Raw genomic sequence first — 25454 nt, forward strand, 5'->3', positions numbered from 1 at the left:
AATCCCGCGCGCCGATCCGGCAGGCCATTTTCAACGCCGCCCGCCCCGGTTCCGATACGCGCCGCCCTCCGGGACGCCGTCGGCGCTAGGGCGCGACCACCGCGCCGGCGAAGGTCCCGGCGTCGGCCGCCAGGGGATGGATCAGCACCCGGCGCGGGTCGACCGGGCCGGGCAGCACGATCGAGCCCGGCGCCGTGGCCTGGAAACCGAAGCGTTCGAAATAGGGCGGGTCGCCGACCAGCAGCACCGCCCGCTCGCCCGCCGCCTTGGCCGCCTCGCAGCCGCGCGCCACCAGGGCGCCGCCGACGCCGTACTTGCGCATCTCGGCCTCGACCGCCAGCGGCCCCAGGAAGATGGCCGGCGCCGCGCCGATGCGGATGCTCCACTGCCGGACCGAGCCGACCAGCCGCCCGTCCGGCGCCCAGGCGCAGAACGACAGGTCGGGACGGAAGGCCGCCATCTCGCGCACGCGCTCGGACGACTTGACGAAGCGGCCCGGCCCGAAGGCGTGGTCGAGCAGCGCCTCGATGGCGTCGGAATCCTCCGGGCGCTCGGGGGCGAGCGTCGGATAGGGCGAGGTGTCGGCGGAAATGGAGAAGGTCATGGGCTCGATGCGGGATAGGACGAAAGCCATAGTCCCGGATCGTGAAGCACGGGCGACAGTCGCCGCCGTGAGGTCCGGGCGCGGTTCAGGCGCGGAAGCGGCTCCGCGCTAGGCTCGTTCGTCGCAGGCGTCGCATCGACCCGCAGCTCCATCCCATCAGGAAGCGGCGCACATAGGGCCCGTGCGTCGCCCCGTCAATGAAAGATGCATGAAGATCGCCCGCGCCGCCGCGCGCGGCCCCCGCCGGCCCTTGCCGCACAAGGCGGTCCGCGCCAAGTTCGCCGCCGATGCCAGACGAGCCGTCTTCCCCGCCCCCCACCGACGGCGCCGAGGCCGCCGCCCTGCTGCGCCAGCGCGATTTCATGCTGTTCTGGGGCGCGCGCTTCACCAACGCCCTGGCCGTGCAGATCCAGGCCGTGGCCATCGGCTGGCAGGTCTACGACATCGCCCGGCGCGCCGCCTCGATCGAGAAGGCGGCCTTCATCGTCGGGATGATCGGCCTGGCGCAGTTCCTGCCGCTGTTCGCCCTGACCCTGAACGCCGGCGAGGCCGCCGACCGCCACGACCGGCGGCGCATCATGACCGTCGCCCTCGCGGTCGAGGTGGTCTGCGCCGGCCTCCTGGCCTGGCTGGCCTGGAACGGCCATCCGCGGCTATGGCCCATTTTCGCCATCGCCGTGGTCTTCGGGGCCGGGCGGGCCTTCTTCTCGCCGGCCAGCGGGGCGCTGGGGCCGATGCTGGTCCCCCGCCAGCTGTTGCCGCGCGCCATCGCCTGGAACTCGCTGGCCTGGCAGAGCGCCTCGATCGCCGGCCCGGCCCTGGGCGGCGTGCTGGTGGCGATCTCGCCCGCCCTGGCCTACGGCGCGGCCCTTGGCCTGTTCCTGGTCGGCGCGACCCTGCTGCTGCTGATCCGGGCCGACGCCAGGCCGACGCCCCAGCCGGGCTCGCGCGGGGCCCTGATCAAGGAGGGCCTGGTCTATGTCTGGACCAACAAGATCGTCTTCGGCGCCATCTCGCTCGACCTGTTCGCCGTCCTGCTCGGCGGCGCCAGGGCGCTGTTCCCGGTGTTCGCCCGCGACGTGCTGCACGTCGACGCCCAGGGGTTCGGGCTGCTCAGCGCCTCGCCCGCCGTCGGCGCGGCGGCCATCGCCGTCTTCCTGGCCAGCCGGCCGATCCGGCGCCACGCCGGCCTGACCATGTTCGCGGGCGTGGCGGTGTTCGGCGCGGCCACCGTGGTCTTCGGCCTGTCGAGGTCCCTGCCGCTGTCCTGCCTGACCCTGGCCGTCCTGGGCGGGGCCGACATGCTCAGCGTCTATGTCCGCCAGACCCTGGTGCAGATCGTCACCCCCGACGCCATGCGCGGCCGGGTGTCGGCGGTGTCGGGCCTGTTCATCGGCGCCTCCAACGAACTCGGCGAGTTCGAGAGCGGCGTAGCGGCGCGTTTCCTCGGCCCCGTGGGCGCGGCGGTGTTCGGCGGGGTCGGGGCGATGATCGTCACCGGCGTCTGGGCCAGGCTGTTCCCCGCCCTGCGCAGGGCCGACCGCCTCTAGCCGCAGGCGCGCGCCTCTTGCCTGACCTTGCGTAGGCCTTCTAGCGTTCGCGCCGAGGTCTGTAAGGGAGACGCGCCATGGGCGTTCTGAGCGGTAAGGTGGTGCTGGTCACCGGCGGCGCCGGCGGCATCGGCAAGGAGTGCGCCCTGTTGGCGGCGCGCGAAGGCGCCAAGGTGGTGGTCAACGACCTGGGCGGCTCGGTCGGCGGCGGCGATGCGGGCGACGCCGGCCCGGCCGAAAAGACCGCCGCCGAGATCCGCGCCGCCGGCGGCGAGGCGGCGTCGAACTCCGAGAGCGTCACCAGCATGGCCTCGGTCAAGGGCATGGTCGAACAGGCGCTCGACACCTTCGGCGGCCTGCACGCCATCATCAATCCGGCCGGCATCCTGCGCGACGGCATGTTCCACAAGATGGCCGACGCCGACTGGGACGCGGTGATCGAGGTCCACCTGCGCGGCGCCTACAACGTCTCCCGCGCCGCCGTCGAACACTTCCGCGACCAGCAGGAAGGCAGCTTCGTCCACTTCACCTCGACCAGCGGCCTGATCGGCAACATCGGCCAGGCCAACTACGCCGCCGCCAAGCTGGGGGTGATGGGCCTGTCGCGCATCCTGGCCATGGAGGGCGCGATCAAGAACGTGCGCTCGAACATCATCGCCCCGTTCGCCTGGACGCGGATGATCGCCACCATCCCGGTCAAGGACGAGGCCTCGGCCCAGCGCGTCGAGCGGATGAAGAACGCCATGCGCGCCGATCAGGTGGCCCAGTTGGCCGTCGCCCTGGCCAGCCCGGAGGCCAAGGACGTCACCGGCCAGATCTTCGCCGTGCGCGGCAACGAGGTGATCCTGTTCGACCAGCCGCGCCCGGTGCGCTCGATGGCCAAGGTCGAGGGCTGGTCGCCGCGCTCGCTGCTCGACGTCGCCCTGCCGGCGATGAAGAACAGCTTCTTCGACGCCGGCGCCACCGCCAGCGTATTCCCCTACGACCCGGTCTGACCGGCCCAGCGCGCGAGGAAGTCCTCGCGCGCGACCTCCCAGTACAGCGAACGGCGAACGGTCCCGTCGGGCCGGACGGCGTCGCGCTCGCCCATGCGCGCGAAGCCGGCGGCGTCGATCAGCTTGGCCGAGCGGACGTTGTCGAGCGCCGCCGTCAGGCACATCAGCCGCACGCCCAGGGCCTGGAAGATCCAGCCGAAGGTGTGCAGCGCCCCCGCCCCGCCCGAGCCGCCGCCCTGGCGGTCGGCCCGCAGCGCCCCGCCCAGCTCCGCAGCCGACAGCTGCGGCCAGACGGTGATCTTGGAATAGCCGGTCGCCACGCCTTCCGCGTCGAAGGTGAAGATCAGCAGCCCTTCGCCGGCCGCGCGCGCCCGCATCCCCTCGGCGATCCAGGCGGCGACGCTGTCGCGGGTGAACGGCCGGGGCAGGTCGTAGATCGGGTCGGACACCGCCGGGTCGGCGAGCAGGCCCAGCACCGCCTCGACATGCTCCGGCGCCGCCAGGGCCCGCCCTGGCCCCAGGGTCAGCGGATCGGCGGCGCGGACCCGCGCGCGGATCGCCTCGGCCTCGTCCGGGCCGACGTCGAGGACGGTCTTCGGCGGCGCGCTCACGCCGCCTCCGCCAGCCGCTCGAGCGCCTCGCCGGTCATCCGCCGGGTGATCCAGTCGTCGAGGCTGGCCGCGCCGAGGCTGTCGTAGAAGGCGATGGACGGGGCGTTCCAGTCGAGCACCGCCCATTCCAGTCGCGCCAGGCCCTCGTCCCGGCAACGGCGGGCCAGGCGCGCGAGCAGCGCCTTGCCGGCCCCCGCGCCCCGCGCCTCCGGCCGCACATAGAGGTCTTCCAGATAGACGCCGTGGCGGCCCCGGAAGGTGGAGAAGTTGTAGAACCACACGGCGAAACCCACCGGCCGGCCGTCGAGCTCGGCGATGTCGCAGAAGGCGCGCGGCCGCTCGCCGAACAGCGCCGCCTCGACGTCGGCCCGCGTGGCGGCGACCTCGTGCAGCAGCTTTTCGTATTCGGCCAGGTCGCGGATGAAGCCGAGGATCAGGTCGGCGTCGGCGGGAACGGCGGGACGGACGGTCACGGTCATGGGCTTGCAGGCTCGCGCCGATCAACCGATCTTGACGCCCGGCGGCGGGACGCTGTCCTCGGGCACGAAGAAGTCGGGCATCAGCGGCGAGGTCGGGTCGACGCGATACCGGTCGAAGTCGCGCACGCCCTCGCCATAGAGGAAGCTGTCGTCGATCAGGAAATTGCCGCTGAACTCGGCCGCCTTCTTGGTGAAGATCGCATAGGCGGCGTCCGAGATGATCTCCGGCGTGCGGCACATCTTCATGCCCTCGTCGCCGGCCAGGGCGAACTTGATCGCCGCCGTGGCGATGCCCGTGCGCGGCCACAGGGCGTTGAAGGCGATCTCGCCCTTGAATTCCTCGGCCATGCCCAGCACGCACAGGCTCATGCCGTACTTGGCGATCGAATAGGCGACATGGCCGCCGAACCAGCGCGGCTTCATGTCCAGCGGCGGCGACAGCATCAGCACGTGCGGATTGGCCGCCTGCTTCAGGTGCGGGATGCAGGCCCGGGAGACCAGATAGGTCCCGCGCGTATTGATCTGGTTCATCAGGTCATAGCGCTTCATGTCGGTCTGCAAGGTGCCGGTCAGCGAGATGGCCGAGGCGTTGTTGACGCAGATGTCGATCCCGCCGAACGCGGCGACGGTCTTCTCGACGGCGTCGTAGACGTTGGCCTCGTCGCGGACGTCGACCACCAGGGGCAGGGCCCTGCCGCCGGCCTCCTCGATCTCCTTGGCTGTCGAATAGATGGTGCCGGGCAGCTTGGGGTGCGGCTCGGCGGTCTTGGCGGCGACGGCGATGTTGGCGCCGTCGCGGGCGGCCCTCAGCGCGATCTCGCGGCCGATGCCCCGGCTGGCGCCGGTGATGAACAGGGTCTTGCCCTTCAGGCTCATGACATTTTCCTCCGGCGGCCCCGACCAGGCGTGACACTATCGCCTTCCGCCAATGTCCTAGAGGAGCAGACCATGCTCAAGCGCTATGTCATCGAGCGCGACATCCCTGGCGTCGACAAACTGAGCCGCGACGAACTGCGCGGCGCGGCGGCGACGTCCTGCGACGCCCTGTCCAGGCTGGGCCCCAAGGTGCAGTGGGTCGAGTCCTTCGTCGCGCCGGACAAGACCTTCTGCATCTACCTGGCCGAGGACGAGGCGGCGATCCGCGAGCACGCCCGCCTCAGCGGCTTTCCGGCCACCCGCATCACCGAGGTGACGACGGTGATCGATCCGACCACCGCCAACGCCTGACCTAGCCGGCGCCGGTGGTCTCCACCGACAGGGCCCACAGCCGGTCGGCGGCGGCGGCGTCCAGGGCGTAGGGCAGCACGCCGCGCCAGGGCGTCTCCTTGCTCCACGGCTCGGCCTGGGCGCAGTCCTCCAGATAGAGGCCGCCGACGTCCTCGAGCTCGTCGCCGACGGCGGCCCAGACGCTGGTCGAGGCGCCCTGCTCGGGGGTCTTGAAGCCGTCGCGCACCTTGCCGGCGGCGTCGATCCAGCCCATGGCGATCTGCTCTTCCATCGTCATGTGGCGCTGCAGCGGCGTCATGATGCCGCCCGGCATGACGGCGTTGGCGCGCACGCCCTTGTCCTTGAAGCGGGCGTCGAAGCCGACGGCGAACAGGGCGTTGGCGGTCTTGGCCTGGCCGTAGGCCTCCCACTTGTCGTAGGGCCGGGCGCGGAAATGCGGGTCGTCGAAGTTCACCGGCGAGCGGCGATGGCCGATCGAGGACAGCGACACCAGCCGCGACGGCCGGCGCGCCTCCTCGGCCCCGTCGACCAGCACCCGGGCCAGCAAAGCCCCCAGCAGGAAGTGGCCGAAATGGTTGGTGCCGATCTGCATCTCCAGGCCATCGCCCGTATAGGCCAGGGGGCAGGCCATGACGCCGGCGTTGTTGATCAGCAGGTGCAGCGGCTCGCCGCCCCAGCCCGTCGCGAAGGCCCGCACCGAGGCGAGATCGGCCAGGTCGAGCATGCGCCAGTCGGCCGGCGCCTTGGCGGTCTTGTTGATGTCGGCCACGGCGGCCTGCGCCAGGTCGGGCTTGCGCGCGGCGATCGTCACGCGGGCGCCGGCCTCGGCCAGGGCCCGGGCGGTCTCGATCCCGATGCCGGTGGCCGCGCCGGTGACCACCGCGCGGCGGCCGGTCAGGTCGCGGCCGGCGACGACGTCGCGCGCGGGGGTGTATGCGCCGAAGCGCGAAGTGATGCGGTCGGTCATGTTCGTCTCCATCCCTGCCGCCAGCATAAGCGCCCCCGGCGGCTCGGCCAGCCCTGCGACGGAATCGCGCATCCCCGTCGTTGGAGGCTTCGCCGGCGCCTCCACGCAGGCCCCTCGAAGCAGCCCCCGAACAGGATCGCCACCGAATGCGCCTCGCCGTCCCGGCCGCCCTGAGCTTCGCCGTCGCCGCCATGGCCGCGCCCCCGATCGCCGCCGCGACGCCGGCGGCCGAACGCATCGAGATCCCCATCAAGCTGGTCGAGCAGGCCGACCACAACCTGCGCTTCAGCATACCGATCACGGTCGGCGGCGCGCCGGTGGAGGCCATGCTCGACACCGGCTCGGGCGGGCTTCGCCTGCTGGCCGGCGCGGTTCCCGACGGCGCGGTCGCGCCGACCGGCCGGCGCAGCGTCGCCACCTACGGCAGCGGCGTCAGGCTGATCGGCGAGGCGGCCAGGGCCAGCATCGGCGTCGGGCCGGCCACGGTCGAGCTGCCGGTCGAGATGACCCGCAAGATCGAGTGCGTCTCCGAGAAGCCGCGGTGCCCGGCCTCGAAGGTCGAGCCCGAACGCTACCGCATCGGCGGCGACGCCCGGCGCGGCGAGGGCTTCGCCGCCATCCTCGGCATCGGGTTGCGCCCGGCCGACACGCCCAACCCGCTGGCCCACATCGGCGACGGCCGCTGGATCGTCGAGCTGCCCCGCCCGGGCTCGGCCGCGCCGGGCAGGCTCGTCCTCAATCCGACCGAGGCCGAGCAAAAGGGCTTCATCCTCCATCAGCTTCCCGCCGCCGCGCGGCGCGACGCGGTGGGCGGACCGGCCTGGCGCGACAACCAGGTCCCGGCCTGCGTGCTGAACCTCGACGCCGGAACCTCGGAATGCGCCCCGGCCATGCTGGACACCGGCGCCCTGGGCTTTCGCTTCGCCCGCCGGGAGGACCCCAAGCCGGCCTGGCCGGCCGGGGTCCGCGCCGCCATCGCCTTCAAGCTCGACGGCGACCGCCAGATCGAGGACCGGTTCACCACCAACAGCCGGCCGGGCACGCGCGTGCGCTACGCCCGTCCGACCACCGACGACTTCGCCGAGGGGCTGAACGCCGGCTTCTATCCCTACTTCGCCTTCGACGTGCTCTACGACGCCAAGAGCGGCCAGATCGGCCTGCGGCCGCGCTGAGCCGCCTCAGGCGATCTTGGAGAAGTCCGGCGCGCGGCGCTGGGTGAAGGCGGCGAAGGCCTCGGCCGCCTCGGCGCTCCGCAGGCGCTCGGCGAAATGGGCGCCCTCGACGTCCATCAGGGCGGCGATCCGCTCGGCGTCGCGCATCAGCGACTTGGTGATCCGCAGCGCCCCGGCCGGCTTTTGCGCCAAGGCGCGGGCGGCGGCCAGGGCGGCGGGGCGCACCTCGGCCCGGGGCAGGGCCTTGTTGGCGAGGCCGACCGCCGCCGCCTCGGCGCCGGTCAGCGCCTCGCCGAGGGCGAACATGGCGTAGGCCCGCGCATGGCCGATCCGCGCCGGCAGCAGCAGGCTGGAGGCCGCCTCCGGCACCAGGGCCAGGTTGACGAACGGCGTGGTCAGCCGGACGTCCTCCGCCGCATAGACCAGGTCGCAGTGCAGCAGCATGGTCACGCCCACCCCGACCGCCAGGCCGTCCACCGCCGCCACCAGCGGCGTCTGCGCCCGGGCCAGGGCCTTGAGGAAGCGGGTGACGTTGCGCTCGCCCATGCTGCGGTCGGTGTCGCCGCCGGCGTTCTGGGCGGCGAAATCCATCAGGTCGTTGCCGGCGGTGAAGGCGTCGCCCTCGCCCTGGAACAGCACCGCCCGCACGGCCGGGTCGCGCTCGGCGTTCTCCAGGCTGTCGGCCAGCACGCCGTACATGGCGTCGGTGATGGCGTTCTTCTTGTCCGGCCGGTTGAAGGTCAGGATCAGCACGCCCTCTTCCTGGGCGACGACGACATGATCGGTCACGACTTACTCTCCTCTCGGGAACTTGGCCGCCAGGCCCTTCAGCCAGCGCGACACCACGGCCAGATCGGCCTCGCTGAAATCCTCGGCCAGGCGCCGGTTGAGCGCCTCCACCCCCGCCCGCGTCCGCGCCAGGGCCTCGCGCCCCCGGTCGGTCAGCCACAGCCGCTGCGCGCGGCCGTCGGCCGCGTCGGGGCGCCGCTCGACCAGGCCGGCCCGCTCCATGCGGTCGACCAGGCCGGTCATGGCCGAGGGGGCGATGTCCACCGCCTCGGCCGCCTCGCCGATCAGGGCGCCGTCGGACCCGGCCAGCACGAACAGGACGCCCGACTGCGCCGCCGTCAGCCCGCCGTCGCGCGCCATCTCGGCCTCGACCCAACGCTGGACGCGCCGTTGGCCGGAGGCGAGCAGGAAATACAGGCGGCGATCCTCGATCGGGGCGGACATGCGGCCGAGGATATAGTTCGCGCGCGAAACATCAAGACGCTTCGCATGCGAAATATCTCGGCGGCGGCACTTCACGTCAATGGCGGCTGGAAACCTGGATCGGCCTTGGCCATGGCGCGCTGGAAGGCGGGTCGCCCGCCGATGCGCGCCAGATAGGCGCCGATGTTCGGATGGCCGGCGAGGTCGCGCGGCGCGAAGACGCGCATGGTGGTCAAGGGGAAGACGGCCATGATGTCGGCCGCCGTGAACGCCTCGCCGGCCAGATAGGGCGCATCGCCCAGCCTGGCCTCGATCTGGTCGTAGGCGCGGTCCAGACGGGCCCGCAGCGTGGCGAAGACCTCGCCGCCGCCCTCGACCCGCCGGCCGATCGAGTCGATCAACGCCGCCGGCATCAGCGAGCCGTTCGCGAAATGGAACCAGAACAGGTAGTCGGTCCACGACGGATCGCCCGGCCGGACCTTCAGCCGCCCCTGGCCGTAGGTCTCGATGACGTACTCGACGATGGCGGCGGATTCGCCCAGCACCAGACCGCCGTCGACGACGACCGGCGCCGTGCCGAAGGGGGTCAGCGCCCGATAGGCCGCCGGCGCGAGCCGCGTCCGCGGATCGCGCTCGTACCGGACCAGTTCGTAGGGGACGCCCAGTTCCTCGCACAGCCAGACGATGCGGTCGGACTGCGACACGCCCAGATGGTGGACGACGAGCATGGCCGTTGCTCCTTGACCTCGATGGCGGGATTGACGATGCGTATCAGGCTCCTGACATCTAATATCAGGTCCTTGATATGTCAAACGCCGCCGACCCGCCCCCGATCCAGTTCGGCTACCTGCTGAAACGGGCCCAGCACGCGTTCAGGACGCGGATCGACGACGCGTTGCGCCCCCTGGGCCTGACGGCGCCGCAATACGCCGTCCTGTCCGCCGTCGACGCGATCGCCGGCGTCTCCAACGCCGAACTGGCGCGCGCCGCCTTCGTCACGCCGCAGGCGATGCAGGGCGTCCTGGCCAATCTGGAGCGCGACGGCCTATTGAAGCGCACCGCCCACCCCGATCACGGGCGCATCCTGCGCAACGAACTGACCGCCGAAGGACGCCAGGCCCTCGGCCAGGCCCGCCTGCACGTGCAGGACATCGAAGGCCTGCTCTCGCAGGCGGTCGGCCAGGAGAACGCCGCCCTGTTCGCCGAAGCGCTGGCCCGCTGCGCCGACGCGCTGACGCCCGCCTGATGAAGCCAATGCGGCGCATGCTTCACATGCGAACTGGATAGCCGCCGCCCTTCGGATGCGGGCGCTTAAAATGTCTGTGGAGGATGGCTTGCGGCCGTTCCGCTTCATCGCCGGCCCTTCTATTCCAGACGGACCGATGGCGGACCGGAAGGGCGGGCGGCGGATGTCAGGCGAGCGCAGCGTCAAGATCATTCCCGTGCGCACGCCGGAGTCGAAACAGTTCGTCGCCGACGTCGAAAGGGCCATGGCCATCACGCCGGTCCTGAACCGCCTGACCTACGCCGACACGGACGAGGTGCGGTCGCTGTTCGAGGAACTGGCCGGCCACAAGGTGGGCGAACACTTTCGCCTGGTCCCGCCGTTCTACACCGACTGCGGCAGGAACATCCGCGTCGGCGCCCGCGTCTTCATCAACCAGAACTGCACCTTCTACGCCCTGGCCGAGATCGTCATAGGCGACGACGTGCTGATCGGCCCCAATGTCAGCCTGATCACCTCCGAGCACCCGGTCGCGCCGTCGCAGCGCCGGGCCCATCTGCTCGGACGGCCGATCACCGTCGAGAACGGGGTGTGGATCGCGGCGGGCGTCACCGTCATCGGCGGCGTGACCATCGGCGAGAACTCGGTGGTGGCCGCGGGCTCGGTGGTCACGCGCGACGTTCCCGCCAACACCCTGGTCGGCGGCGCCCCGGCGCGGGTCATCCGGTCGATCGCCGGCGAATAGGGCCCATCCGCGACGCGGAGGCGGGCCCGCCCCCGCTCAGGCCGCGCGGTACCAGGCGACGCCGTCGGCGTCGGTCTCGGCCACGGCGGCGCCGCGCCCGATCAGGCAGTTGAGGTGAGCCAGGGCCTCGCCCGTGGCCATGCCCAAGAGGTCCGGGCCGATCTTGCGGGCGAACAGCGAGCCGAACACGTCCACCGCCCGCTTGGGCTCGGCCAGCGACTTGAGCAGGCGCTCCAGGCCGCGTTCGTGGCCGCGAGCCAGGTGGTCGAGGCGCGCGTGCAGACCACGGAACGGCTCGTTGTGGGCCGGCAGCACCAGGACGTCGTCGGGCACCTCGCGCTTGACCTTGGCCAACGAGTTCAGCCAGTCGGTCAAGGGATCGCCGTCCGGCTCGGTGGGGAACACCGAGACGTTGGACGAAATCTTGGGCAGCACCTGATCGCCCGAGATCAGCAGCTTGAGGTCCGGACAGTAGAGGCAGGCGTGCTCGGGCGAATGGCCCGAACCGACCACCACGCGCCAGTCGTGGGCCCCGATGCGCACCAGGTCGCCGTCCGACAGGCGGTGATAGCTGTCGGGCAGAGCGTAGAGCCCCTTGCCGAAGCCGCCGAAGCGGGCGCGGTAGTTCTCGATCGCCTCCTCGTCCCAGCCGGCGCGCTGATAGAAGCGCACGCCGTCCTCGGGCGCCTCGCGGCCGGTGTCGGCGGCCAGCATGCGGCAGGTGACGTATTCGAGCCGGCTGATCCACAGGCGGCAATCGAATTTGCGGGTGATCCACCCGGCCATGCCGATGTGGTCGGGGTGCATGTGGGTGACGAAGACGCGGCTGACCGGGCGGCCCTGCATCGGACCGGCGAAAGCCTGGCGCCAGGCCCCGGCGGTCTCGCGGGTCTGCACGCCGGTGTCGACCACAGCCCAGCCGTCGCCGTCCTCGACGGCCCACAGGTTGATGTGCGACAGCGCGAAGGGCAGCGGCATGCGCAGCCACAGGACGCCGGGCGCCACCTCTATGGTCTGGCCGGGCCCTGGAACGGTGTCGAACGGATAGACCAGCTGCGGCCGACGCTCGCCCGTTTCGCCGTCTTCAAGCCCGTCGCTCACGGCTGGTTCTCCCTGAGGCCGGCCGCCGTCCGTCCTCGGCCGCCCTGCCGGCATAAGGCGTCCTCGGCGAAAGACAAGGCCTCACGCGGCGGAACGGCGGCGGACGCGCTTGACCCCCGGGGCGGCGGGGCGTTTAAAACGCGCCACGGAAGGATTCACCCAGGAGAATTTCCCATGAGGCCAATCGGAATCGGTCTTGCGGTCGCCTTGATCGCCGCGGCCGCCATTCCGGCGTCCCTGTCGCTGGCCGCCAAGTCGTCTGGCGGCGGCGTCTCGGACCAGCAGCACAAGCAGGGCATGGAGGCCGCGCCGGCGCTGATCCAGGCCGCCAGCCTGCCCTGCACCCTGTCGGACGCCCGCTTCATCGGCCAGGGCAAGACCAAGGAAGGCGACAAGGAAGTCGTCAGCAAGTTCGTCGAAGTGGCCTGCTCGGAAGGCCCCGGCTACGTGTTCGCGGCCAAGGACGGGGCCACGCCGGACGTCTATGACTGCCTGGCCACCTCGGGCAAGGACGCCAGCGGCAAGGACAACACCCTCAAGTGCGCCCTGCCCGCCAACGCCAACCCCAGCGCCGGGCTGCAGTCGGGCATCACCAAGGCCGGCAACCCCTGCCAGGTGGCCGACGCCAAGTACATCGGCCAGAACAAGACCGCCGCCTTCTATGAGGCCAAGTGCTCCAGCGGCACCGGCGTCGTCGTGCTGCAGAACCTGCCCCGCACCGCCGCCGCGCCGGAAGTGCTGAGCTGCCTGGCCTGGGAAGGCATGGGCAAGACCTGCGAGCTGACCACCCATGACGCCAACCTGGCCCCGGCCAAGGCCCTGGCCGGCAAGGCCAACGCCTCTTGCCAGGTCAAGGACCAGCGCTACGTCCTGACCAGCAAGGCCGGCGACGACTATTACGAGTTCTCCTGCGCCGACAATTCCGGCTTCATGGTCCAGGCCAACAACAAGGGCGAGTTCGTCAAGACCATCCCCTGCGCCCAGGCCGACTTCGTCAACGGCGGCTGCACCCTGACCAACGCCCGCCAGGCCCAGACCGCCCAGGCCTCGCTCTACACCAAGCTGGCCAAGAAGGCCGGCTATGACTGCGAGGTGTCCAAGTACGCTGTGTTCCCGTCGGCCCCGCCGCAAAGCGAGGCGGTCGAGCTGTCCTGCGGCAACCGGGCGGACGGCGCCGTCGGCATCTTCTACGCCGACCACGCCAGCATCTACGACTGCGCCATGTCGCAGCTCGAAGGCTACCGCTGCTCGTTCACCAAGCAGGACGCGGCCTATCCCAAGCTGACCACCCAGCTGAAGGCCAAGGGCAAGAACACCTGCACGGTGTCCAACGCCCGCGCCATCGGCACCGCCGCCAACGGCGAAGGCTATCTGGAAGTGGCGTGCTCGGACGGCCTGCCCGGCTGGGTGCTGGTCTATCCGAAGGGCGCGGCCGACGCCAAGGAAGTGCTGGCCTGCAACCAGGCGTCCGGCATCGGCGGCGGCTGCAAGCTGCCCGGCAACACCAAGGGCTGATCCGATCGGCCCCGACTGACCGACGAGGCCCCGCCGGAGCGATCCGGCGGGGCTTTTCGTCGGCGTCCCACCTTACCGCTAATTCACTTGCCCGAGGTCGCCGGGAGGGGCGTGCTGGACGGGTCGGGAGATCGAGGGGCGAGCGGCCATGGGCGTCAGGTTCGGCATATGGGCGGCGACGACCGCGGCCATGATGGCGGCGACCGCCGCATCGGCCGCGCCTTCAGCCCCGGCGGCGACGGCCCAGACCCCGCGCGCCGTGGTCGACCGCGTCGCCAGGCTGATCGAGGACGACTACGTGCACCCCGACCAGGCCCGGCGGATCGCCGCGGACCTGCGTCAGGCCGCCAAGGCCGGCGCGTTCGACAAGCTGACCGACAACGGCGACCTGGCCACCGCCCTGACCGCCCGGCTCAAGCCGATCGACGCCCACTTCAACGTCGCCTGGCGGCCCCCGGAACCGGCGGCGCAGGAGCCGCCCCGGCCCATGATGGGGGGCCCGTCCCTGGAGCGCCGCCGCGGCTACGGCTTCCGGCGCGTCGAAATCCTCCCGGGGAACATCGGCTATGTCGACCTGCGGATGTTCGCCGATTTCGAGAAGGCCGACGCGCCGGCCAAGCGCGCCGCCGACGCCGCTATGGCCCAGGTCGCCGACACCGACGCCGTGATCATCGACCTGAGGGACAACGGCGGCGGCGCGCCGAACATGGTCGGCTATCTGGTCAGCTGGTTCACGCCGCCCGGCGCCGACATCTACAACACCTTCCACGAGCGCGCCGGCGCCGGCGTCGAGATCTCCAAGGAGACGCCGCCGCTGGACAATCCCGGCCCCCGGCGGCTGACGGTCCCGCTCTACGTCCTGGTCAGCGCCCGCACCGGATCGGCGGCGGAAAGCTTCGCCTACACCCTGCAGACCGCCCGTCGGGCCACGATCGTCGGCGAGACCAGCGCCGGCGCCGCCAATCCGGGCCAGCCCTACGACGCCGGCGGCGGCTTCTCGGTGTTCATCTCGTCGGGCGAGCCGATCAACCCGATCACCAAGACCAACTGGGAGCGCGTCGGCGTGCGTCCGGACGTCGCCGCGCCGTCGGCGCAGGCGCTGGACCGGGCGCAGGCCCTGGCGCTCGAGGCCGTGCTCAAGACGGCGCCGGCCGACGAGACCGCCGATGCGCGCTGGGCCCTGGAGGCCCTGCGGGCCAAGGCCCGGCCGCCGACCGGGCTGGCGCTGGGCGACTATGTCGGCGCCTTCCCGCCGCTTAGCCTGACCACCGAGGACGGCAAGCTGCTCCTGCACAATGGCCGCCGCCCCGTCCTGACCCTGGCGCCCCTCGGCGTGGACGCCTTCACCGTCGAGGGCGAGCCGACCCGGCGGTTGACGTTCGCCCGCGACGGCCAGGGCCGCGTCGTCGCCGCGAAGCTGGAGACCTCGGACGGTTCGGTCAGCCGCTTCAAGCGCGGCGACTGAACCGCCTAGCGGATGGCCGCCTCGATGAAGCGCGGCCCCGGGGTCGACATCGCCCGGGCCATGGCCTGATCGAAGCTTTCGGCGCTGACGCAGCGTTCGGCCGGCAGGCCGAGGCCGCCCGCCACCTGCACCCAGTCGATGCGCGGGTCGCCGAGATCGAGCAGGGTCCTGGCCGCCGGCCCGGCGTTGCCGGCGCCGGTGCGGGCCAGCTCGATGTTGAGGATGCGATAGGCGTGGTTGGCGAACACCACCACCGTCACGTCGAGGTTCTCCCGCGCCAGGCTCCACAGGCCCTGCACCGTGTACATGGCCGCGCCGTCGCCGTTGAGCGACAGCACCTTGCGGTCCGGGCAGGCCACCGCCGCGCCGAGGGCGAGGGGAACACCCTGGCCGATGGCGCCGCCGGTCAGGGCCAGCCAGTCGTGCGGCCGCGCCGCCTTGGTCTGCATGAAAATCGGCAGGCCGGCCGTGACCGCGTCGTCCGAGATGATCGCGCCCTCGGGCATGTGGCGGGCGATGGAGGCGCCGATGGCGTAGGGGTTGAGCTCGCCGGTCGGCGCGTCCGGCAGGTCGAGATCGACGACCGGGATCGCCTCGGGCGCGCCCAGCGCGTCGGCCAGGGCCGCCAGCGCGCCCGCCGCGTCCTGGGCCTTGTCGGCCAGGTCCAGGGTCCGGCAACCGTCGGGAACCAACACGCTCGGCTTGTCGGGATAAGCGAAGAAGGCCACCGGAACGCTGGTCCCGACCAGCACCATCAGGTCCGCGCCGGCCAGGTCCATCATGGCCTGCTCGCCGAAATACATCATGCGGTCGGGCGAGAAGCGCCCGGCCCCGCGCGGCTGGCGGGCGATGAAGGTGTCGTTGAGCACCCGCACCCCGGCGGCGGACAGGCGGCCGGCGGCCTTGAGCCCCTGTTCGGTGACGGCCGGATTGCCCAGCAGGACCACCGGCTTGGCCGCGGCGCGCACCGCCCTGGCGGCGGCCTCGATCGCAGCGGCGGCGGGCATGGCGCGGGTCGGCGGCGCGATCCTCGGCCCCTTCACCGTGGTCGGCGACCAGGCGCTGTCGGCCGGCAGGATCAGCGAGGCGCAGCCGCCCGGCGGGCCGTAGCTGGCGGCCACCGCCTCGGCCGCCAGGGGGCCGACCGCGTCGGCGCTGTCGGCCGACTTGACCCAGTTCGAGTTGGGCTTCGCCCAGCCGGCGACGTCCGAGGTCAGGGGCGCGTCGTACTGACGGTGATAGGTGGCGTGGTCGCCGATGACGTTGACCACCGGCGTGCCGGCCCGGCGGGCGTTGTGCAGGTTGGCCCCGCCGTTGGCGTAGCCGGGCCCCAGGTGCAGCAACGTCGCCGCCGGCTTGCCGGCCATGCGCCCGTAGCCGTCGGCCGCGCCGGTGGCGACGCCCTCGAACAGGCACAGCACCGGGCGCACGCGCGGCTCGCGGTCGAGGGCGACCACGAACTGCATCTCGCTGGTGCCGGGATTGGCGAAACAGGCCTCGACGCCGTTGTCGGCCAGGGTCTCGATGAGCGCGTCGGCGCCGTTCATGGGCGAACCTCGTCCGTCTGGGGAAAGCTTAAATTGGCGGCGCGGGCTAAAAGACCAGCACCTCGGGATCGGGGGTGGAAGCGAACAGCCGCTCGACCTCGGCGGCGCGGCGTTCGCGGGTCAGGGCCTGGTTGATGTAGCCCTTGTCGGTGATCTCGCCGGCGTCGGGATCGGGCGCGCCGTCGAGGATCAGGGCGCGGGCCACGCGGCCGCCGGGGCTCGACGCGGCGGCGTTGAAGCCGGCCAGCCCCGCCGTCACGGCGGCCCTCGCCGCCGCGTCGCCCAGCCGCTCGCAGAACGGCGCGTTGAGGAACAGCAGCAGGCCGACGCCTTCGCGGCCCTCGCCGCAGACCACCGCGTCGGCGACCGCGCCGCCGATCGCCGACACCGCCGCCGTGCGCAGCGCCCCGGCCGCGACGAACGAGCCCGAGGCCAGCTTGAAATTCTCGACCAGCCGGCCGTCGAACACCAGGCCAGCCTCGGGCCGGTCGGGTTCGGCCAGCCGGGCGGCGTCGCCCAGGCGATAGAAGCCCTCCTCGTCGAAGGCGGCGGCCGACGCCTCGGCGGCGTTCAGATAGCCCGGCGAGACCTGCGGCCCCTTCACGCGGATCTCGAACTTGGCCCCGTCGGGGGCCAGCTTCACCGCCGTGCCCGGCACCGGCAGGCCGATCATGCCGGTGCGCTCGTTGACCCAGTGGATGTTGCAGGCGGTGGGGCCGGTCTCGGTGGAGCCGTAGCCGGTGGCGAAGGTGATCTTCTCGCCGACCGTGCGCAGGGCCACGGCCTGCACCCGGTCGCAGACGCTCTGGGGCATGGCCGCGCCGCCGTACTGCAGCACCCGCACCCGGGCGAAGAAGGTCCGCGCCAGGGCCTCGTCGCGCTCCAGCTCGCCGGCGAACAGGCTCCAGCCGGCCGGGACCATGTTGTGATAGGTCGGCGAGACCTCGTGCAGGTTGCGCACCGTCTCGCCGAACCGCTGGGGGGTCGGCTGGCCGGCGTCGATATGCAGGTCGCCGCCGCGATGCAGCACCATGTGCAGGATGGCGTTGGCGCCCAGGCTGTGGCTCCACGGCGCGGCGTTGACCACCGCCGGCGGGTCGGGATCGTCGAAACAGGCGGCGATCTGCGCCGCGTTCAGCGCCATGTTGCGGTGGGTGCAGATCACCGCCTTGGGCCGGCCCGTCGAGCCGGAAGTCAGCAGCAGCTTGGCCGCGTCCTCGGGCCGGGCGAGGTTTTCGACCGCCGCCGCGCGCAGCAGTCGGCCGAAGGCGACGTGGCCGGGGCCGGGATTGCGGCTGGCGACCACCGGCAGCCCGGCCAGGGCCGGCAGGGCCAGCGCCCCGGCGAAGGCCTCGGCGTCATCGACATAGACGCAGCGCGGCCCGATCAGGCCGACGGCGTGGTTCAGCCGGGCGGGATCGGCCCCCGACAGGCCATACTGCGGCGAGACCGGAGCGGCCGCCGCGCCGATCCGCATGGCGGCGTAGCTGATCAGCGCGTGGTCGATGCCGTTGCGCGCCAGGATCAGCAGGGCGTCGCCGCGCCCGAGCCCCAGCTCGCGCAGGCCGCCGGCCAGGGCCGCCGCCATTCCATGCGCCTCGCCGAAGCCGACGCGCCGCCAGCCCTGGCCGGCGCGCTCGGCCAGCCACGACCGGGCGGGAGCGACGGCGGCCCAATGGTCGAGGGCGGCGTTGGCGGTCTGGAAACGGTCGTCGTAAGCGGTCGGATTGGTCAGGACCAGCGTCCCGTCGCCGCGGCGTTCGACCTCCAGCCGACGCGGCGCGTAGCGGGGATCGCGGAACCGCGTCCCTATCCCGCCCTGGGCCAGCGAGCCGTCTTCCATGCGATCTCCGCCGCGTTGCGCTTCCCCGCCGAATCGGTAGCCCGCCCCGCCGGCGATGGGAAGGGTCAGCCGGCCGGCCGCGCCGGCTTTCGCGCCAGGAACCGGGCCTCGGGCCGGTCCGCCGCCGGCCGCCGCCCAAAAAGAAGCGCGACGCCGTGACCGGCGCCGCGCGCGAGTGTCTTGGCCGCGGGTAGGTGCGGCGCACCCATTAAACGCCTGGAATCGGAAATCCGTCGCCAGCGTCAAAAAGCCTCACGCTTCCGGCAGGGTCTCCAGGAAGCGGGCCGGCTCGCCGGTTCCCTCGGCGACGATCTCGTCGTCGCGCATCACCACCCGGCCGCGGATGATGGTGGCCGTCGGCCAGCCCTTGGCCTCGAAGCCGTCGAACGGCGTCCAGCCCGAACGAGTGGCCATCCAGTCGTGGGTGATCGTCCGCCGGGCCTTGAGGTCGACGATGGTCAGGTCGGCGTCGAACCCCTCGGCGAGGCGGCCCTTGCCGGCCAGGCCGAACACGCGGTTGGCGCCGTGGCTGGTCAGGTCGACGAACCGCTCCAGGCTCAGCCGCCCCTCGGCGACGTGGGTCAGCATGACCGGCACCAGGGTCTGCACTCCCGGCATGCCCGACGGCGAGGCCGGATAGGGCCGGGCCTTCTCCTCGCGGGTGTGCGGCGCGTGGTCGGAGCCGAGCACGTCGGCCACCCCCATCTCGATCGCCCGCCACAGCCCCGGCTGGTGGCTGGCGTCGCGGATCGGCGGGTTCATCTGGGCGAAGCCCTTGAGCCGCTCATAGGCCTCAGGCCCGGTCAGGGTCAGGTGCTGCGGCGTCAGCTCGACGCTGGCCACGTCCTTGTTGCGGGCCAGGAACTCGATCTCCTGGGCGGTGGTGACGTGCAGGACATGGATGCGCTTGCCGGTCTTGCGCGCCAGGCGCACCAGCCGCTCGGTCGACTGGATGGCCGACTGGGCGTCGCGCACCTCCGGGTGGCTGGTCCAGTCGCCGATGCGGGCCAGGGGGCGGCGCTCGGCCAGGCGATATTCGTCCTCGGAATGGAAGGCGGCCCGCCGCTTGATGCTGCGCAGCACCGCCTCGACGCCCTCGTCGTCGGCGACCAGCAGGGTGCCGGTCGAGGCCCCCATGAACACCTTGACGCCGCAGCAGCCCGGCAGGCGCTCCAGGTCGCCCAGGAAGGCGGCGTTCTCGTGCGTGCCGCCGACATAGAAGGCGTGGTCGCAGTGCATCCGCCCCTTGGCCCGCGCCAGCTTGTCGGCCAGGGCGTCGGCGTCGGTGGTGGTCGGCTCGGTGTTGGGCATCTCGAACACGGCGACGACGCCGCCGAGCACCGCGCCGCGGCTGCCGCTCTCGAGGTCTTCCTTCCACTCCAGGCCCGGCTCGCGGAAATGGACCTGGCTGTCGATGACGCCGGGCAGCACGGTCAGGCCGGCCGCGTCGAACACCTCGCCCGCCGAGGCCTGGGACAGGTCGCCGACGGCGGCGATCTTGCCGGCGCGCACGCCGACGTCGGCGAGGCCGCGTCCGGCGTGGTTGACCACCTCGCCCCCGCGCACGATCAGGTCGAAGGTCTCAGGCATCGGGAAACTCGCTTTCGGTGTCGGCGTAGAGCTTCTTGGCCGCGCGGATCACCGATTCCACCGGCAGGTCGAGCATATGGCAGATCGGCTGCGAAAGGTCGGGATCGACCCTGCGGATGGCGTCGAGGTCGCGCGGGCCGCGCAGGGCCATGGTGTGGCGGCCCCAGGGTCCGTAGAGCCGTTCGTCCGAGGGGCCGAACAGCCCCAGGGTCGGCGCCCCGGCGGCGGCGGCCAGATGCATCAGGCCGCTGTCGTTGCCGATGAACATCCGCACGTGCTTGAGGCAGGCGAAGGCGGTGAGCAGGTCGATCTGGCCGGTGAGGTCGATCCACCGCTCGCGCGGGATCGACTTGCGCAGCGGCTCGGCGGCGCGCCAGTCGTCGGGACCGCCGAGGATCAGCAGCCGTCCCGTCGGCATCGGCCCGTTCGGTCCCAGGAGCTCGATGGCCGCGCGGGCGAAACGGTCGGTGGGCCAGGTCTTGCCGATCCAGTTGGCGGCCGGCCCGACCGCCAGTATCGGCCCCTGCCCGGCCAGCAGCTCCTGGGCGCGGGCCTCGGTCTCGGCGCCGACATGGAGATACGGGGCCGGCGGGTCGCCGTCGATCTGCAGCACGCGGGCGGCCTCGACCACCTTGTGCACCGGCTCGCCGAAGCCACGGCGATGCACGGCCCGCCGGCGACGGCGCAGGAAGCGGCTGATCGCCGAGCCGCGCAGGTCGACCACCAGCCCCCAGCGGCGGCGGCGCACGCGGTTCCACAGGCGGAACCAGTGGCGGTCGCCCTTCTCCTTGCGCATGACGATCAGGTCGTCGAGGTTGGGCATCTCGCGGAACAGCGGCGCGGCGACCGGGCCGGCGACGATGGTGAAGCGGGCGTTGGGGATCTCGTCGGACAGCCGCTTGACGAGGCCCGACGACAGCACCGCGTCGCCGATACGCGTGGCGGTGATGAATAGAATCGGAAAACCTGGGCCGGTCATCCGTCCTTCTATAGAGCCGACGGCCCTGGCGCTCCAGCGGCGGCGGCGCCACATGGGGAGCATGAGCGCTTCGCCCTTCTTCGCAGCCCTGCCCAGCCGGGCGCTGATCTCGGTGGCCGGCCCCGACTGGCGGGATTTCCTGCACAACCTGCTGACCAACGACGTCGCCGCCTTGAAGGCGGGCGAGGTCCGCTTCGCCGCCTTGCTGACGCCGCAGGGCCGGCTGCTGTTCGACCTGTTCGTGATCGGCCGCGAGGACGGCTGCTGGCTCGACTGCCAGGCCGAGCGGCGGGCGGCGCTGATCCAGAGGCTGTCGATCTATCGCCTGCGGGCCAAGGTCGAGATCGCCGCCGACGAAGCCGGCGTCGGCGTGCTGTTCGGCGACGCGGCCCTGGCGCCGCGCCCCGGCTGGAGCCCCGATCCGCGCCTGCCGGCCCTGGGCCTGCGCGGCTACGGCCAGCCGGCCCCCGCCGACGCCCGGCCGGCGGACGAGGCCGACTACGAGACCCTGCGCCTGGCGCTGGGCGCGCCGGGCCCTGGCGACTGGGGCGAGGACCGCGCCTATCCCATCGAGGCCGATTTCGACCTGTTGGGCGGCATCGACTTCCACAAGGGCTGCTTCATCGGCCAGGAGACCACCTCGCGCATGAAGCGGCGCGGCGTGGTCAAGAGCCGCATGGCCCCGATCGCCTTCGACGGGCCGCCGCCGCCGCCGGGGACCGAGATCCTGGCCGGCGAGCTGCGGGCGGGCGAGGTGCTGTCGGGCGTCGAGGGCCGGGCCATGGCGCTGCTGCGGCTGGACCGCGTGGCCGGCGCCGCGCTGACCGCCGACGGCCGGCCGGTGCGGATGGAACGGCCGGCCTGGTTTCCCGCCGACGCTTGACGCTTCGGCTGCGCGGCGCTCCCATGGCGGCGGATCGCCCGGCGCAAGACCGGGCCGCAATGCTCCATGGGGGACCCCTGCGATGAAAACCAAGCTGCTGGCGGCCTCGGCCGTCGTGGCGATGCTGGCCGCCGGCGGCTTCGCCGCGCACGCCGCCGCCAAGGCTCCGGCGAAACCCGCCGCCCACGCCGCGCCCACGGCCGCCGAGGCCAAGGCCTTCGTCGCCCGCGCCGAGGAGGCGCTGGCCAAGGAAAGCGAATACGCCAGCCGCGCCCAATGGGTGCAGAACACCTACATCACCGACGACACCAACTGGCTGACCGCGAAGGCCAACGCCGAGGCCACCGACCTGTCGGTGCGCTACGCCAAGGAGGCCGCCCGCTTCAACGGCGTCAAGGTCGACGCCGTCACCCGCCGCAAGCTCGAGCTGCTCAAGGGCGGGCTGGTAATGCCCGCGCCGGGCCGCCCGGGCGCCAGCCAGGAGCTCGCCGACATCCAGGCCCGGCTCGACACCGCCTATTCGACCGGCAAGGTGACCATCGACGGCAAGACCATGGGGCTCGACGATCTCGACGACGCCCTGCGCACCGAGCGCGACCCGGCCAAGATCAAGGCGATGTGGGACGGCTGGCACGCCGTGGCCAAGCCGATGAAGGGCGACTACGCCAAGCTGACCGCCCTGGCCAACCAGGGCTCGCGCGAGCTGGGCTACCCGGACACCGGGGCGCTCTGGCGATCCTGGTACGACATGCCGCCGGACGATTTCGGCAGGGAGACCGACCGGCTGTGGGCCCAGGTCGAGCCGTTCTACAAGAACCTGCACTGCTACGTGCGCGCCCGGCTGAACGACAAGTACGGCGACGCCGTCCAGCCGCGAAAGGGGCCGATCCGCGCCGACCTCCTGGGCAACATGTGGGCCCAGGAATGGGGCAACATCTACGACATCGTCGCGCCCAAGGCCGGGGCCGGCCTGAACTACGACCTGACCAAGCAGTTGGTCGACCACGGCTACGACCCGGTGAAGATGGTCAAGACCGGCGAGGGCTTCTACACCTCGCTGGGCTTCTCGCCCCTGCCCGACACCTTCTGGAAGCGCTCGCAGATCACCCGCCCGCGCGACCGCGAGGTGGTCTGCCACGCCTCGGCCTGGGACATCGACAACAAGCAGGACCTGCGCATCAAGATGTGCACGCGGGTCAACGCCGACGACTTCTTCACCGTCCACCACGAGCTGGGCCACAACTTCTATCAGCGCGCCTACGCCGACCAGCCGTTCCTGTTCAAGAACGGGGCGAACGACGGCTTCCACGAAGCCATCGGCGACTTCGTCGGCATGAACGCCCTGACGCCGACCTACCTCAAGCAGATCGGCCTGATCGACACGGTTCCCGGCGCCGAGGCCGACATCCCGCTGCTGCTCAAGCGGGCGCTGGACAAGGTGGCGTTCCTGCCCTGGGGCCTCCTGGTCGACAAGTGGCGCTGGGAGGTGTTCTCGGGCCGGGTGACGCCGGAACAGTACAACAAGGCCTGGTGGGACCTGCGGCTGAAGTACCAGGGCGTGACCCCGCCGGACGAGCGGCCGGCCGACGCCTTCGACCCCGGCGCCAAGTTCCACGTCGCCGACTCGACGCCGTACATGCGCTACTTCCTGGCCGACATCTACCAGTACCAGTTCTACCGCGCCGCCTGCCGCCAGGCCGGCTGGAACGGACCCCTGAACCGCTGCTCGGTCTATGGCGACAAGGAAGTCGGCCAGCGCTTCCAGGCCATGCTGGAGCTCGGCCAATCCAAGCCCTGGCCCGAGGCGCTGAAGACCTTCACCGGCGAGGACCGCCTCGATGCGAGCGCGATCACCGAATACTACAAGGCGCTCAACGACTGGCTGACCCAGCAGAACAAGGGCGAGGCGTGCGGCTGGTGACCGGCCGGCCGGCTTCCTGACCGCGGCGGCGCGGGGCCCGACGGCGGGCTCCGCGCCGGACCGCCGCCGCAGATTCAAGCGGCGTTAACCGACTTTGCTGGGCGTTCGTTTACCGCGTGCGCCGCATGCTGCCGAGGCTTGGGGAAGGTCCGCCCATAATTCGGCGAGGATGCATGGCTTGCGCGTCTAAAGAAAAGACGGGCCGGAATCGGCTTTGGAACGGCGCGCGCGCCTTCGCCCGCGATCGCAGCGGCGCGGCGGCGGCGATATTCGCCATCGCCATGCCGCTGGTGGCGGTGCTGGCCCTCGGCGCCGTCGACTACAGCCGCGCCTCGTCCGCCCGGCAAAGCCTGCAGGATTCGCTGGACTCGGCCGCCCTGGCGGTCGCCCGCTCGACCCTGACCGACGCGACCCAGATGAACACCCTGGGCGTCTCCATCCTGCGCTCGCAGCTCAACGCCAACGGCGGCATGACCCTGGTCTCGTCGCCGCAGAACTTCGTGGCGAGCAACAACACCATCGTCGCCGACGCCTCGGCGACCATCCAGCCGGTGCTGACCTCGCTGTTCGGGGCCACCATCACCCTCGCGGCCCACTCCGAAGTGGTGCGCTCGATCAACAAGATCGAAGTGGCCATGGTGCTCGACAACACCGGCTCGATGGCCGACACCCTGGGCTCGGGCACCAAGATGACCGCCCTGAAGTCGGCGGCGTCCTCGTTGGTCGACATCCTGTCGGCGGCGGCCCAGCGCGCGTCGGACCCCAACTCGGTCAAGATCGCCGTCGTGCCGTTCTCGATGACCGTCAGGGTCGCCCCGTCGAACAAGAGCTCGGGCTGGATCACCGGCGTGCAGCCGGCGGCCTACGGCGCGGACCTGTTCACCCAGGCGAACACCGACCGGTTCGCGCTGCTGGCCAAGATGGGGCTGACCTGGGCCGGTTGCGTCGAAAGCCGGCCGGCGCCCTATGACGTCCAGGACACCGGCTCGAGCCCGAGCGTTCCGGCGACGATGTTCGTGCCCTACTTCGCGCCCGACGAGCCCGACAACAACAAGATCTCCAACGGCTGGGGCTACTATTATTCCTTCACCAACAACTACATCACCAACGACCTGACCGGCACGACCTGGCAGGCGCGTCAGGGCAACGCGAACAAATACGGCACGTCCAACTGGTCCGGCTTCTCGCGCACCGACAACGGCACGGGCTCGAAGGGCCCGAACAAGGGCTGCTCGATGGCCGCCATGCAGCCGCTGCTCACCGTCAACACCGCCGCCAACGCCACGGCGGTCAAGAACCAGCTGAACAACATGCAGCCGAACGGCAACACCAACATCGCCATGGGCGCGATGTGGGGCTGGCACATGCTGTCGCCGACGCCGCCGTTCACGCCCGCCTCGCCCTATTCGGCCGGCGCGCTCTACACCACCGACAAGCTGTCCAAGGTGATGATCCTGCTCACCGACGGCGACAACACCAACGACACCTACAACAACCCGGAAAACTCGATCTACACCGGGGTCGGCTACATGTGGCAGAAGCGTCTGCTGGACGCCAGCTTGACGCCGCTGGACGAGACCTCGTCGTCCGATGACCGCATGCTGGCCATCGACTCGCGCGAGGCGCTGGTCTGCACCAACATGAAGGCCAAGGGCATCATCATCTACACCATCGGGGTGGGCGTCTCCGACCACTCGCGCAGCGGGCTGAGCGCCTGCGCCTCGTCGCCCGACAAGTATTTCGACGTCACGGACTCGGCGCAGCTGAGCTCGGTGTTCAGCACCATCGCCGGCCAGATCAACAACCTGCGCATCTCGAAATAG

General features: G+C 71.5%; 24 protein-coding genes. 11 read left to right on the forward strand and 13 right to left on the reverse strand.

Translation table 11 applies throughout. The features are described from left to right. Positions 1-85: 85 nt before the first annotated feature. Positions 86-604, reverse strand: coding sequence for an N-acetyltransferase (locus C5708_RS10630; RefSeq protein ID WP_242920792.1), 519 nt, complete (start codon positions 602-604; stop codon positions 86-88). A gap of 287 nt (positions 605-891) precedes the next feature. On the opposite strand from C5708_RS10630, the gene C5708_RS10635 reads away from it, so the two are divergent. Together C5708_RS10635 and C5708_RS10640 are read left to right on the forward strand one after the other, a co-directional pair. Then, positions 892-2154: an MFS transporter gene (locus C5708_RS10635; RefSeq protein WP_242920794.1), complete on the forward strand. Its 1263-nt coding sequence runs from the start codon at positions 892-894 to the stop codon at positions 2152-2154. Between the two features lie 77 nt (positions 2155-2231). Further along, entirely contained in the window at positions 2232-3149 is a 918-nt protein-coding gene (locus tag C5708_RS10640; RefSeq protein WP_242920796.1) for an SDR family NAD(P)-dependent oxidoreductase, read from the forward strand. Here C5708_RS10640 and C5708_RS10645 read toward each other — a convergent pair. From C5708_RS10645 to C5708_RS10655, 3 genes are read right to left on the reverse strand one after another with little or no spacing between them, the layout of a single operon-like run. After that, a complete protein-coding gene (locus tag C5708_RS10645; protein WP_242920798.1) occupies positions 3134-3760 on the reverse strand; it encodes a GNAT family protein in 627 nt (208 codons plus the stop codon). The two genes, C5708_RS10640 and C5708_RS10645, sit on opposite strands and share 16 nt — an antisense overlap. Continuing rightward, positions 3757-4239, reverse strand: a complete 483-nt coding sequence (locus C5708_RS10650) for a GNAT family N-acetyltransferase (RefSeq protein ID WP_242920800.1) — start codon at positions 4237-4239, stop codon at positions 3757-3759. Before C5708_RS10650 ends, C5708_RS10645 begins: the two co-directional genes overlap by 4 nt. Positions 4240-4260: 21 nt before the next feature. Further along, the gene (locus C5708_RS10655) at positions 4261-5115 is read right to left on the reverse strand and encodes an NAD(P)-dependent oxidoreductase (RefSeq protein WP_242920802.1); all 855 of its coding nucleotides are present in this window, start codon (positions 5113-5115) and stop codon (positions 4261-4263) included. Between the two features lie 72 nt (positions 5116-5187). Between C5708_RS10655 and C5708_RS10660 the strand changes: the two genes are divergently transcribed. Then, positions 5188-5466, forward strand: coding sequence for a DUF4242 domain-containing protein (locus tag C5708_RS10660; RefSeq protein ID WP_242920804.1), 279 nt, complete (start codon positions 5188-5190; stop codon positions 5464-5466). Between the two features lies 1 nt (position 5467). Here the strand turns inward: C5708_RS10660 and C5708_RS10665 are convergent, their stop codons facing one another. After that, complete coding sequence (locus C5708_RS10665) at positions 5468-6433, reverse strand: oxidoreductase (protein ID WP_242920806.1); 966 nt, start codon at positions 6431-6433, stop codon at positions 5468-5470. Between the two features lie 146 nt (positions 6434-6579). Here C5708_RS10665 and C5708_RS10670 point away from each other — a divergent pair, with 146 nt between their 5' ends. Next, positions 6580-7605: a hypothetical protein gene (locus C5708_RS10670; RefSeq protein ID WP_242920808.1), complete on the forward strand. Its 1026-nt coding sequence runs from the start codon at positions 6580-6582 to the stop codon at positions 7603-7605. A gap of 6 nt (positions 7606-7611) precedes the next feature. Here C5708_RS10670 and C5708_RS10675 read toward each other — a convergent pair whose 3' ends face one another. From C5708_RS10675 to C5708_RS10685, 3 genes are all read right to left on the reverse strand, one after another. Next, positions 7612-8394 carry an enoyl-CoA hydratase-related protein gene (locus C5708_RS10675; RefSeq protein WP_242920810.1) on the reverse strand — a complete coding sequence of 261 codons (783 nt, stop codon included), beginning with the start codon at positions 8392-8394 and terminating at the stop codon, positions 7612-7614. Positions 8395-8397: 3 nt separating this feature from the next. Next, positions 8398-8838 carry a MarR family winged helix-turn-helix transcriptional regulator gene (locus C5708_RS10680; protein WP_242920812.1) on the reverse strand — a complete coding sequence of 147 codons (441 nt, stop codon included), beginning with the start codon at positions 8836-8838 and terminating at the stop codon, positions 8398-8400. Between the two features lie 71 nt (positions 8839-8909). After that, the gene (locus C5708_RS10685; RefSeq protein ID WP_242920813.1) at positions 8910-9545 is read right to left on the reverse strand and encodes a glutathione S-transferase family protein; all 636 of its coding nucleotides are present in this window, start codon (positions 9543-9545) and stop codon (positions 8910-8912) included. Between the two features lie 77 nt (positions 9546-9622). Here C5708_RS10685 and C5708_RS10690 point away from each other — a divergent pair, with 77 nt between their 5' ends. Further along, entirely contained in the window at positions 9623-10063 is a 441-nt protein-coding gene (locus tag C5708_RS10690) for a MarR family transcriptional regulator (RefSeq protein ID WP_242920815.1), read from the forward strand. Positions 10064-10226: 163 nt separating this feature from the next. Further along, complete coding sequence (locus C5708_RS10695; protein WP_242920817.1) at positions 10227-10787, forward strand: sugar O-acetyltransferase; 561 nt, start codon at positions 10227-10229, stop codon at positions 10785-10787. Between the two features lie 36 nt (positions 10788-10823). Here the strand turns inward: C5708_RS10695 and C5708_RS10700 are convergent, their stop codons facing one another. Next, a complete protein-coding gene (locus C5708_RS10700) occupies positions 10824-11888 on the reverse strand; it encodes an MBL fold metallo-hydrolase (RefSeq protein WP_242920819.1) in 1065 nt (354 codons plus the stop codon). Positions 11889-12062: 174 nt separating this feature from the next. Here C5708_RS10700 and C5708_RS10705 point away from each other — a divergent pair, with 174 nt between their 5' ends. Then, positions 12063-13403, forward strand: coding sequence for a hypothetical protein (locus C5708_RS10705; protein ID WP_242920821.1), 1341 nt, complete (start codon positions 12063-12065; stop codon positions 13401-13403). A gap of 148 nt (positions 13404-13551) precedes the next feature. Beyond that, positions 13552-14868 (forward strand): S41 family peptidase, encoded by a 1317-nt coding sequence (locus tag C5708_RS10710; RefSeq protein WP_242920823.1) that lies wholly within the window; start codon positions 13552-13554, stop codon positions 14866-14868. A gap of 5 nt (positions 14869-14873) precedes the next feature. Here the strand turns inward: C5708_RS10710 and C5708_RS10715 are convergent, their stop codons facing one another. The 4 genes from C5708_RS10715 to C5708_RS10730 all read right to left on the reverse strand — a co-directional run bounded on the left by C5708_RS10715 (position 14874) and on the right by C5708_RS10730 (position 20827). Next, complete coding sequence (locus tag C5708_RS10715) at positions 14874-16415, reverse strand: acetolactate synthase large subunit (protein ID WP_242920832.1); 1542 nt, start codon at positions 16413-16415, stop codon at positions 14874-14876. A 46-nt stretch (positions 16416-16461) separates the two neighbouring features. Continuing rightward, on the reverse strand, positions 16462-18258 hold the full coding sequence (locus C5708_RS10720; protein ID WP_242920834.1) for an AMP-binding protein: 1797 nt from the start codon (positions 18256-18258) through the stop codon (positions 16462-16464). A 252-nt stretch (positions 18259-18510) separates the two neighbouring features. Continuing rightward, positions 18511-19848, reverse strand: a complete 1338-nt coding sequence (locus tag C5708_RS10725; RefSeq protein WP_242920836.1) for a dihydroorotase — start codon at positions 19846-19848, stop codon at positions 18511-18513. Further along, positions 19841-20827, reverse strand: coding sequence for a glycosyltransferase family 9 protein (locus C5708_RS10730; protein WP_242920838.1), 987 nt, complete (start codon positions 20825-20827; stop codon positions 19841-19843). The genes C5708_RS10725 and C5708_RS10730 overlap by 8 nt, the downstream gene beginning before the upstream one ends. Positions 20828-20888: 61 nt before the next feature. On the opposite strand from C5708_RS10730, the gene C5708_RS10735 reads away from it, so the two are divergent. The 3 genes from C5708_RS10735 (at position 20889) to C5708_RS10745 (ending at position 25454) form a co-directional block, all read left to right on the forward strand. Further along, complete coding sequence (locus tag C5708_RS10735) at positions 20889-21710, forward strand: folate-binding protein YgfZ (protein WP_242920840.1); 822 nt, start codon at positions 20889-20891, stop codon at positions 21708-21710. 82 nt (positions 21711-21792) lie between these two features. Next, positions 21793-23631 (forward strand): M2 family metallopeptidase, encoded by a 1839-nt coding sequence (locus tag C5708_RS10740; RefSeq protein ID WP_242920842.1) that lies wholly within the window; start codon positions 21793-21795, stop codon positions 23629-23631. A gap of 173 nt (positions 23632-23804) precedes the next feature. Next, complete coding sequence (locus C5708_RS10745; RefSeq protein ID WP_242920844.1) at positions 23805-25454, forward strand: TadE/TadG family type IV pilus assembly protein; 1650 nt, start codon at positions 23805-23807, stop codon at positions 25452-25454.

The organism is Caulobacter sp. CCUG 60055 (assembly GCF_022750545.1).
GTDB lineage: Bacteria > Pseudomonadota > Alphaproteobacteria > Caulobacterales > Caulobacteraceae > PUIC01.

Excerpts from the sequence above, each read along its gene's own strand:
- C5708_RS10630 (WP_242920792.1), bottom strand. The coding sequence starts at position 604 with ATGACCTTCTCCATTTCCGCCGACACCTCGCCCTATCCGACGCTCGCC.
- C5708_RS10635 (WP_242920794.1), top strand. The coding sequence starts at position 892 with ATGCCAGACGAGCCGTCTTCCCCGCCCCCCACCGACGGCGCCGAGGCC.
- C5708_RS10640 (WP_242920796.1), top strand. The coding sequence starts at position 2,232 with ATGGGCGTTCTGAGCGGTAAGGTGGTGCTGGTCACCGGCGGCGCCGGC.
- C5708_RS10650 (WP_242920800.1), bottom strand. The coding sequence starts at position 4,239 with ATGACCGTGACCGTCCGTCCCGCCGTTCCCGCCGACGCCGACCTGATC.
- C5708_RS10655 (WP_242920802.1), bottom strand. The coding sequence starts at position 5,115 with ATGAGCCTGAAGGGCAAGACCCTGTTCATCACCGGCGCCAGCCGGGGC.
- C5708_RS10660 (WP_242920804.1), top strand. The coding sequence starts at position 5,188 with ATGCTCAAGCGCTATGTCATCGAGCGCGACATCCCTGGCGTCGACAAA.
- C5708_RS10665 (WP_242920806.1), bottom strand. The coding sequence starts at position 6,433 with ATGACCGACCGCATCACTTCGCGCTTCGGCGCATACACCCCCGCGCGC.
- C5708_RS10670 (WP_242920808.1), top strand. The coding sequence starts at position 6,580 with ATGCGCCTCGCCGTCCCGGCCGCCCTGAGCTTCGCCGTCGCCGCCATG.
- C5708_RS10680 (WP_242920812.1), bottom strand. The coding sequence starts at position 8,838 with ATGTCCGCCCCGATCGAGGATCGCCGCCTGTATTTCCTGCTCGCCTCC.
- C5708_RS10685 (WP_242920813.1), bottom strand. The coding sequence starts at position 9,545 with ATGCTCGTCGTCCACCATCTGGGCGTGTCGCAGTCCGACCGCATCGTC.
- C5708_RS10690 (WP_242920815.1), top strand. The coding sequence starts at position 9,623 with ATGTCAAACGCCGCCGACCCGCCCCCGATCCAGTTCGGCTACCTGCTG.
- C5708_RS10695 (WP_242920817.1), top strand. The coding sequence starts at position 10,227 with ATGTCAGGCGAGCGCAGCGTCAAGATCATTCCCGTGCGCACGCCGGAG.
- C5708_RS10705 (WP_242920821.1), top strand. The coding sequence starts at position 12,063 with ATGAGGCCAATCGGAATCGGTCTTGCGGTCGCCTTGATCGCCGCGGCC.
- C5708_RS10710 (WP_242920823.1), top strand. The coding sequence starts at position 13,552 with ATGGGCGTCAGGTTCGGCATATGGGCGGCGACGACCGCGGCCATGATG.
- C5708_RS10715 (WP_242920832.1), bottom strand. The coding sequence starts at position 16,415 with ATGAACGGCGCCGACGCGCTCATCGAGACCCTGGCCGACAACGGCGTC.
- C5708_RS10720 (WP_242920834.1), bottom strand. The coding sequence starts at position 18,258 with ATGGAAGACGGCTCGCTGGCCCAGGGCGGGATAGGGACGCGGTTCCGC.
- C5708_RS10725 (WP_242920836.1), bottom strand. The coding sequence starts at position 19,848 with ATGCCTGAGACCTTCGACCTGATCGTGCGCGGGGGCGAGGTGGTCAAC.
- C5708_RS10730 (WP_242920838.1), bottom strand. The coding sequence starts at position 20,827 with ATGACCGGCCCAGGTTTTCCGATTCTATTCATCACCGCCACGCGTATC.
- C5708_RS10735 (WP_242920840.1), top strand. The coding sequence starts at position 20,889 with ATGAGCGCTTCGCCCTTCTTCGCAGCCCTGCCCAGCCGGGCGCTGATC.
- C5708_RS10740 (WP_242920842.1), top strand. The coding sequence starts at position 21,793 with ATGAAAACCAAGCTGCTGGCGGCCTCGGCCGTCGTGGCGATGCTGGCC.
- C5708_RS10745 (WP_242920844.1), top strand. The coding sequence starts at position 23,805 with ATGGCTTGCGCGTCTAAAGAAAAGACGGGCCGGAATCGGCTTTGGAAC.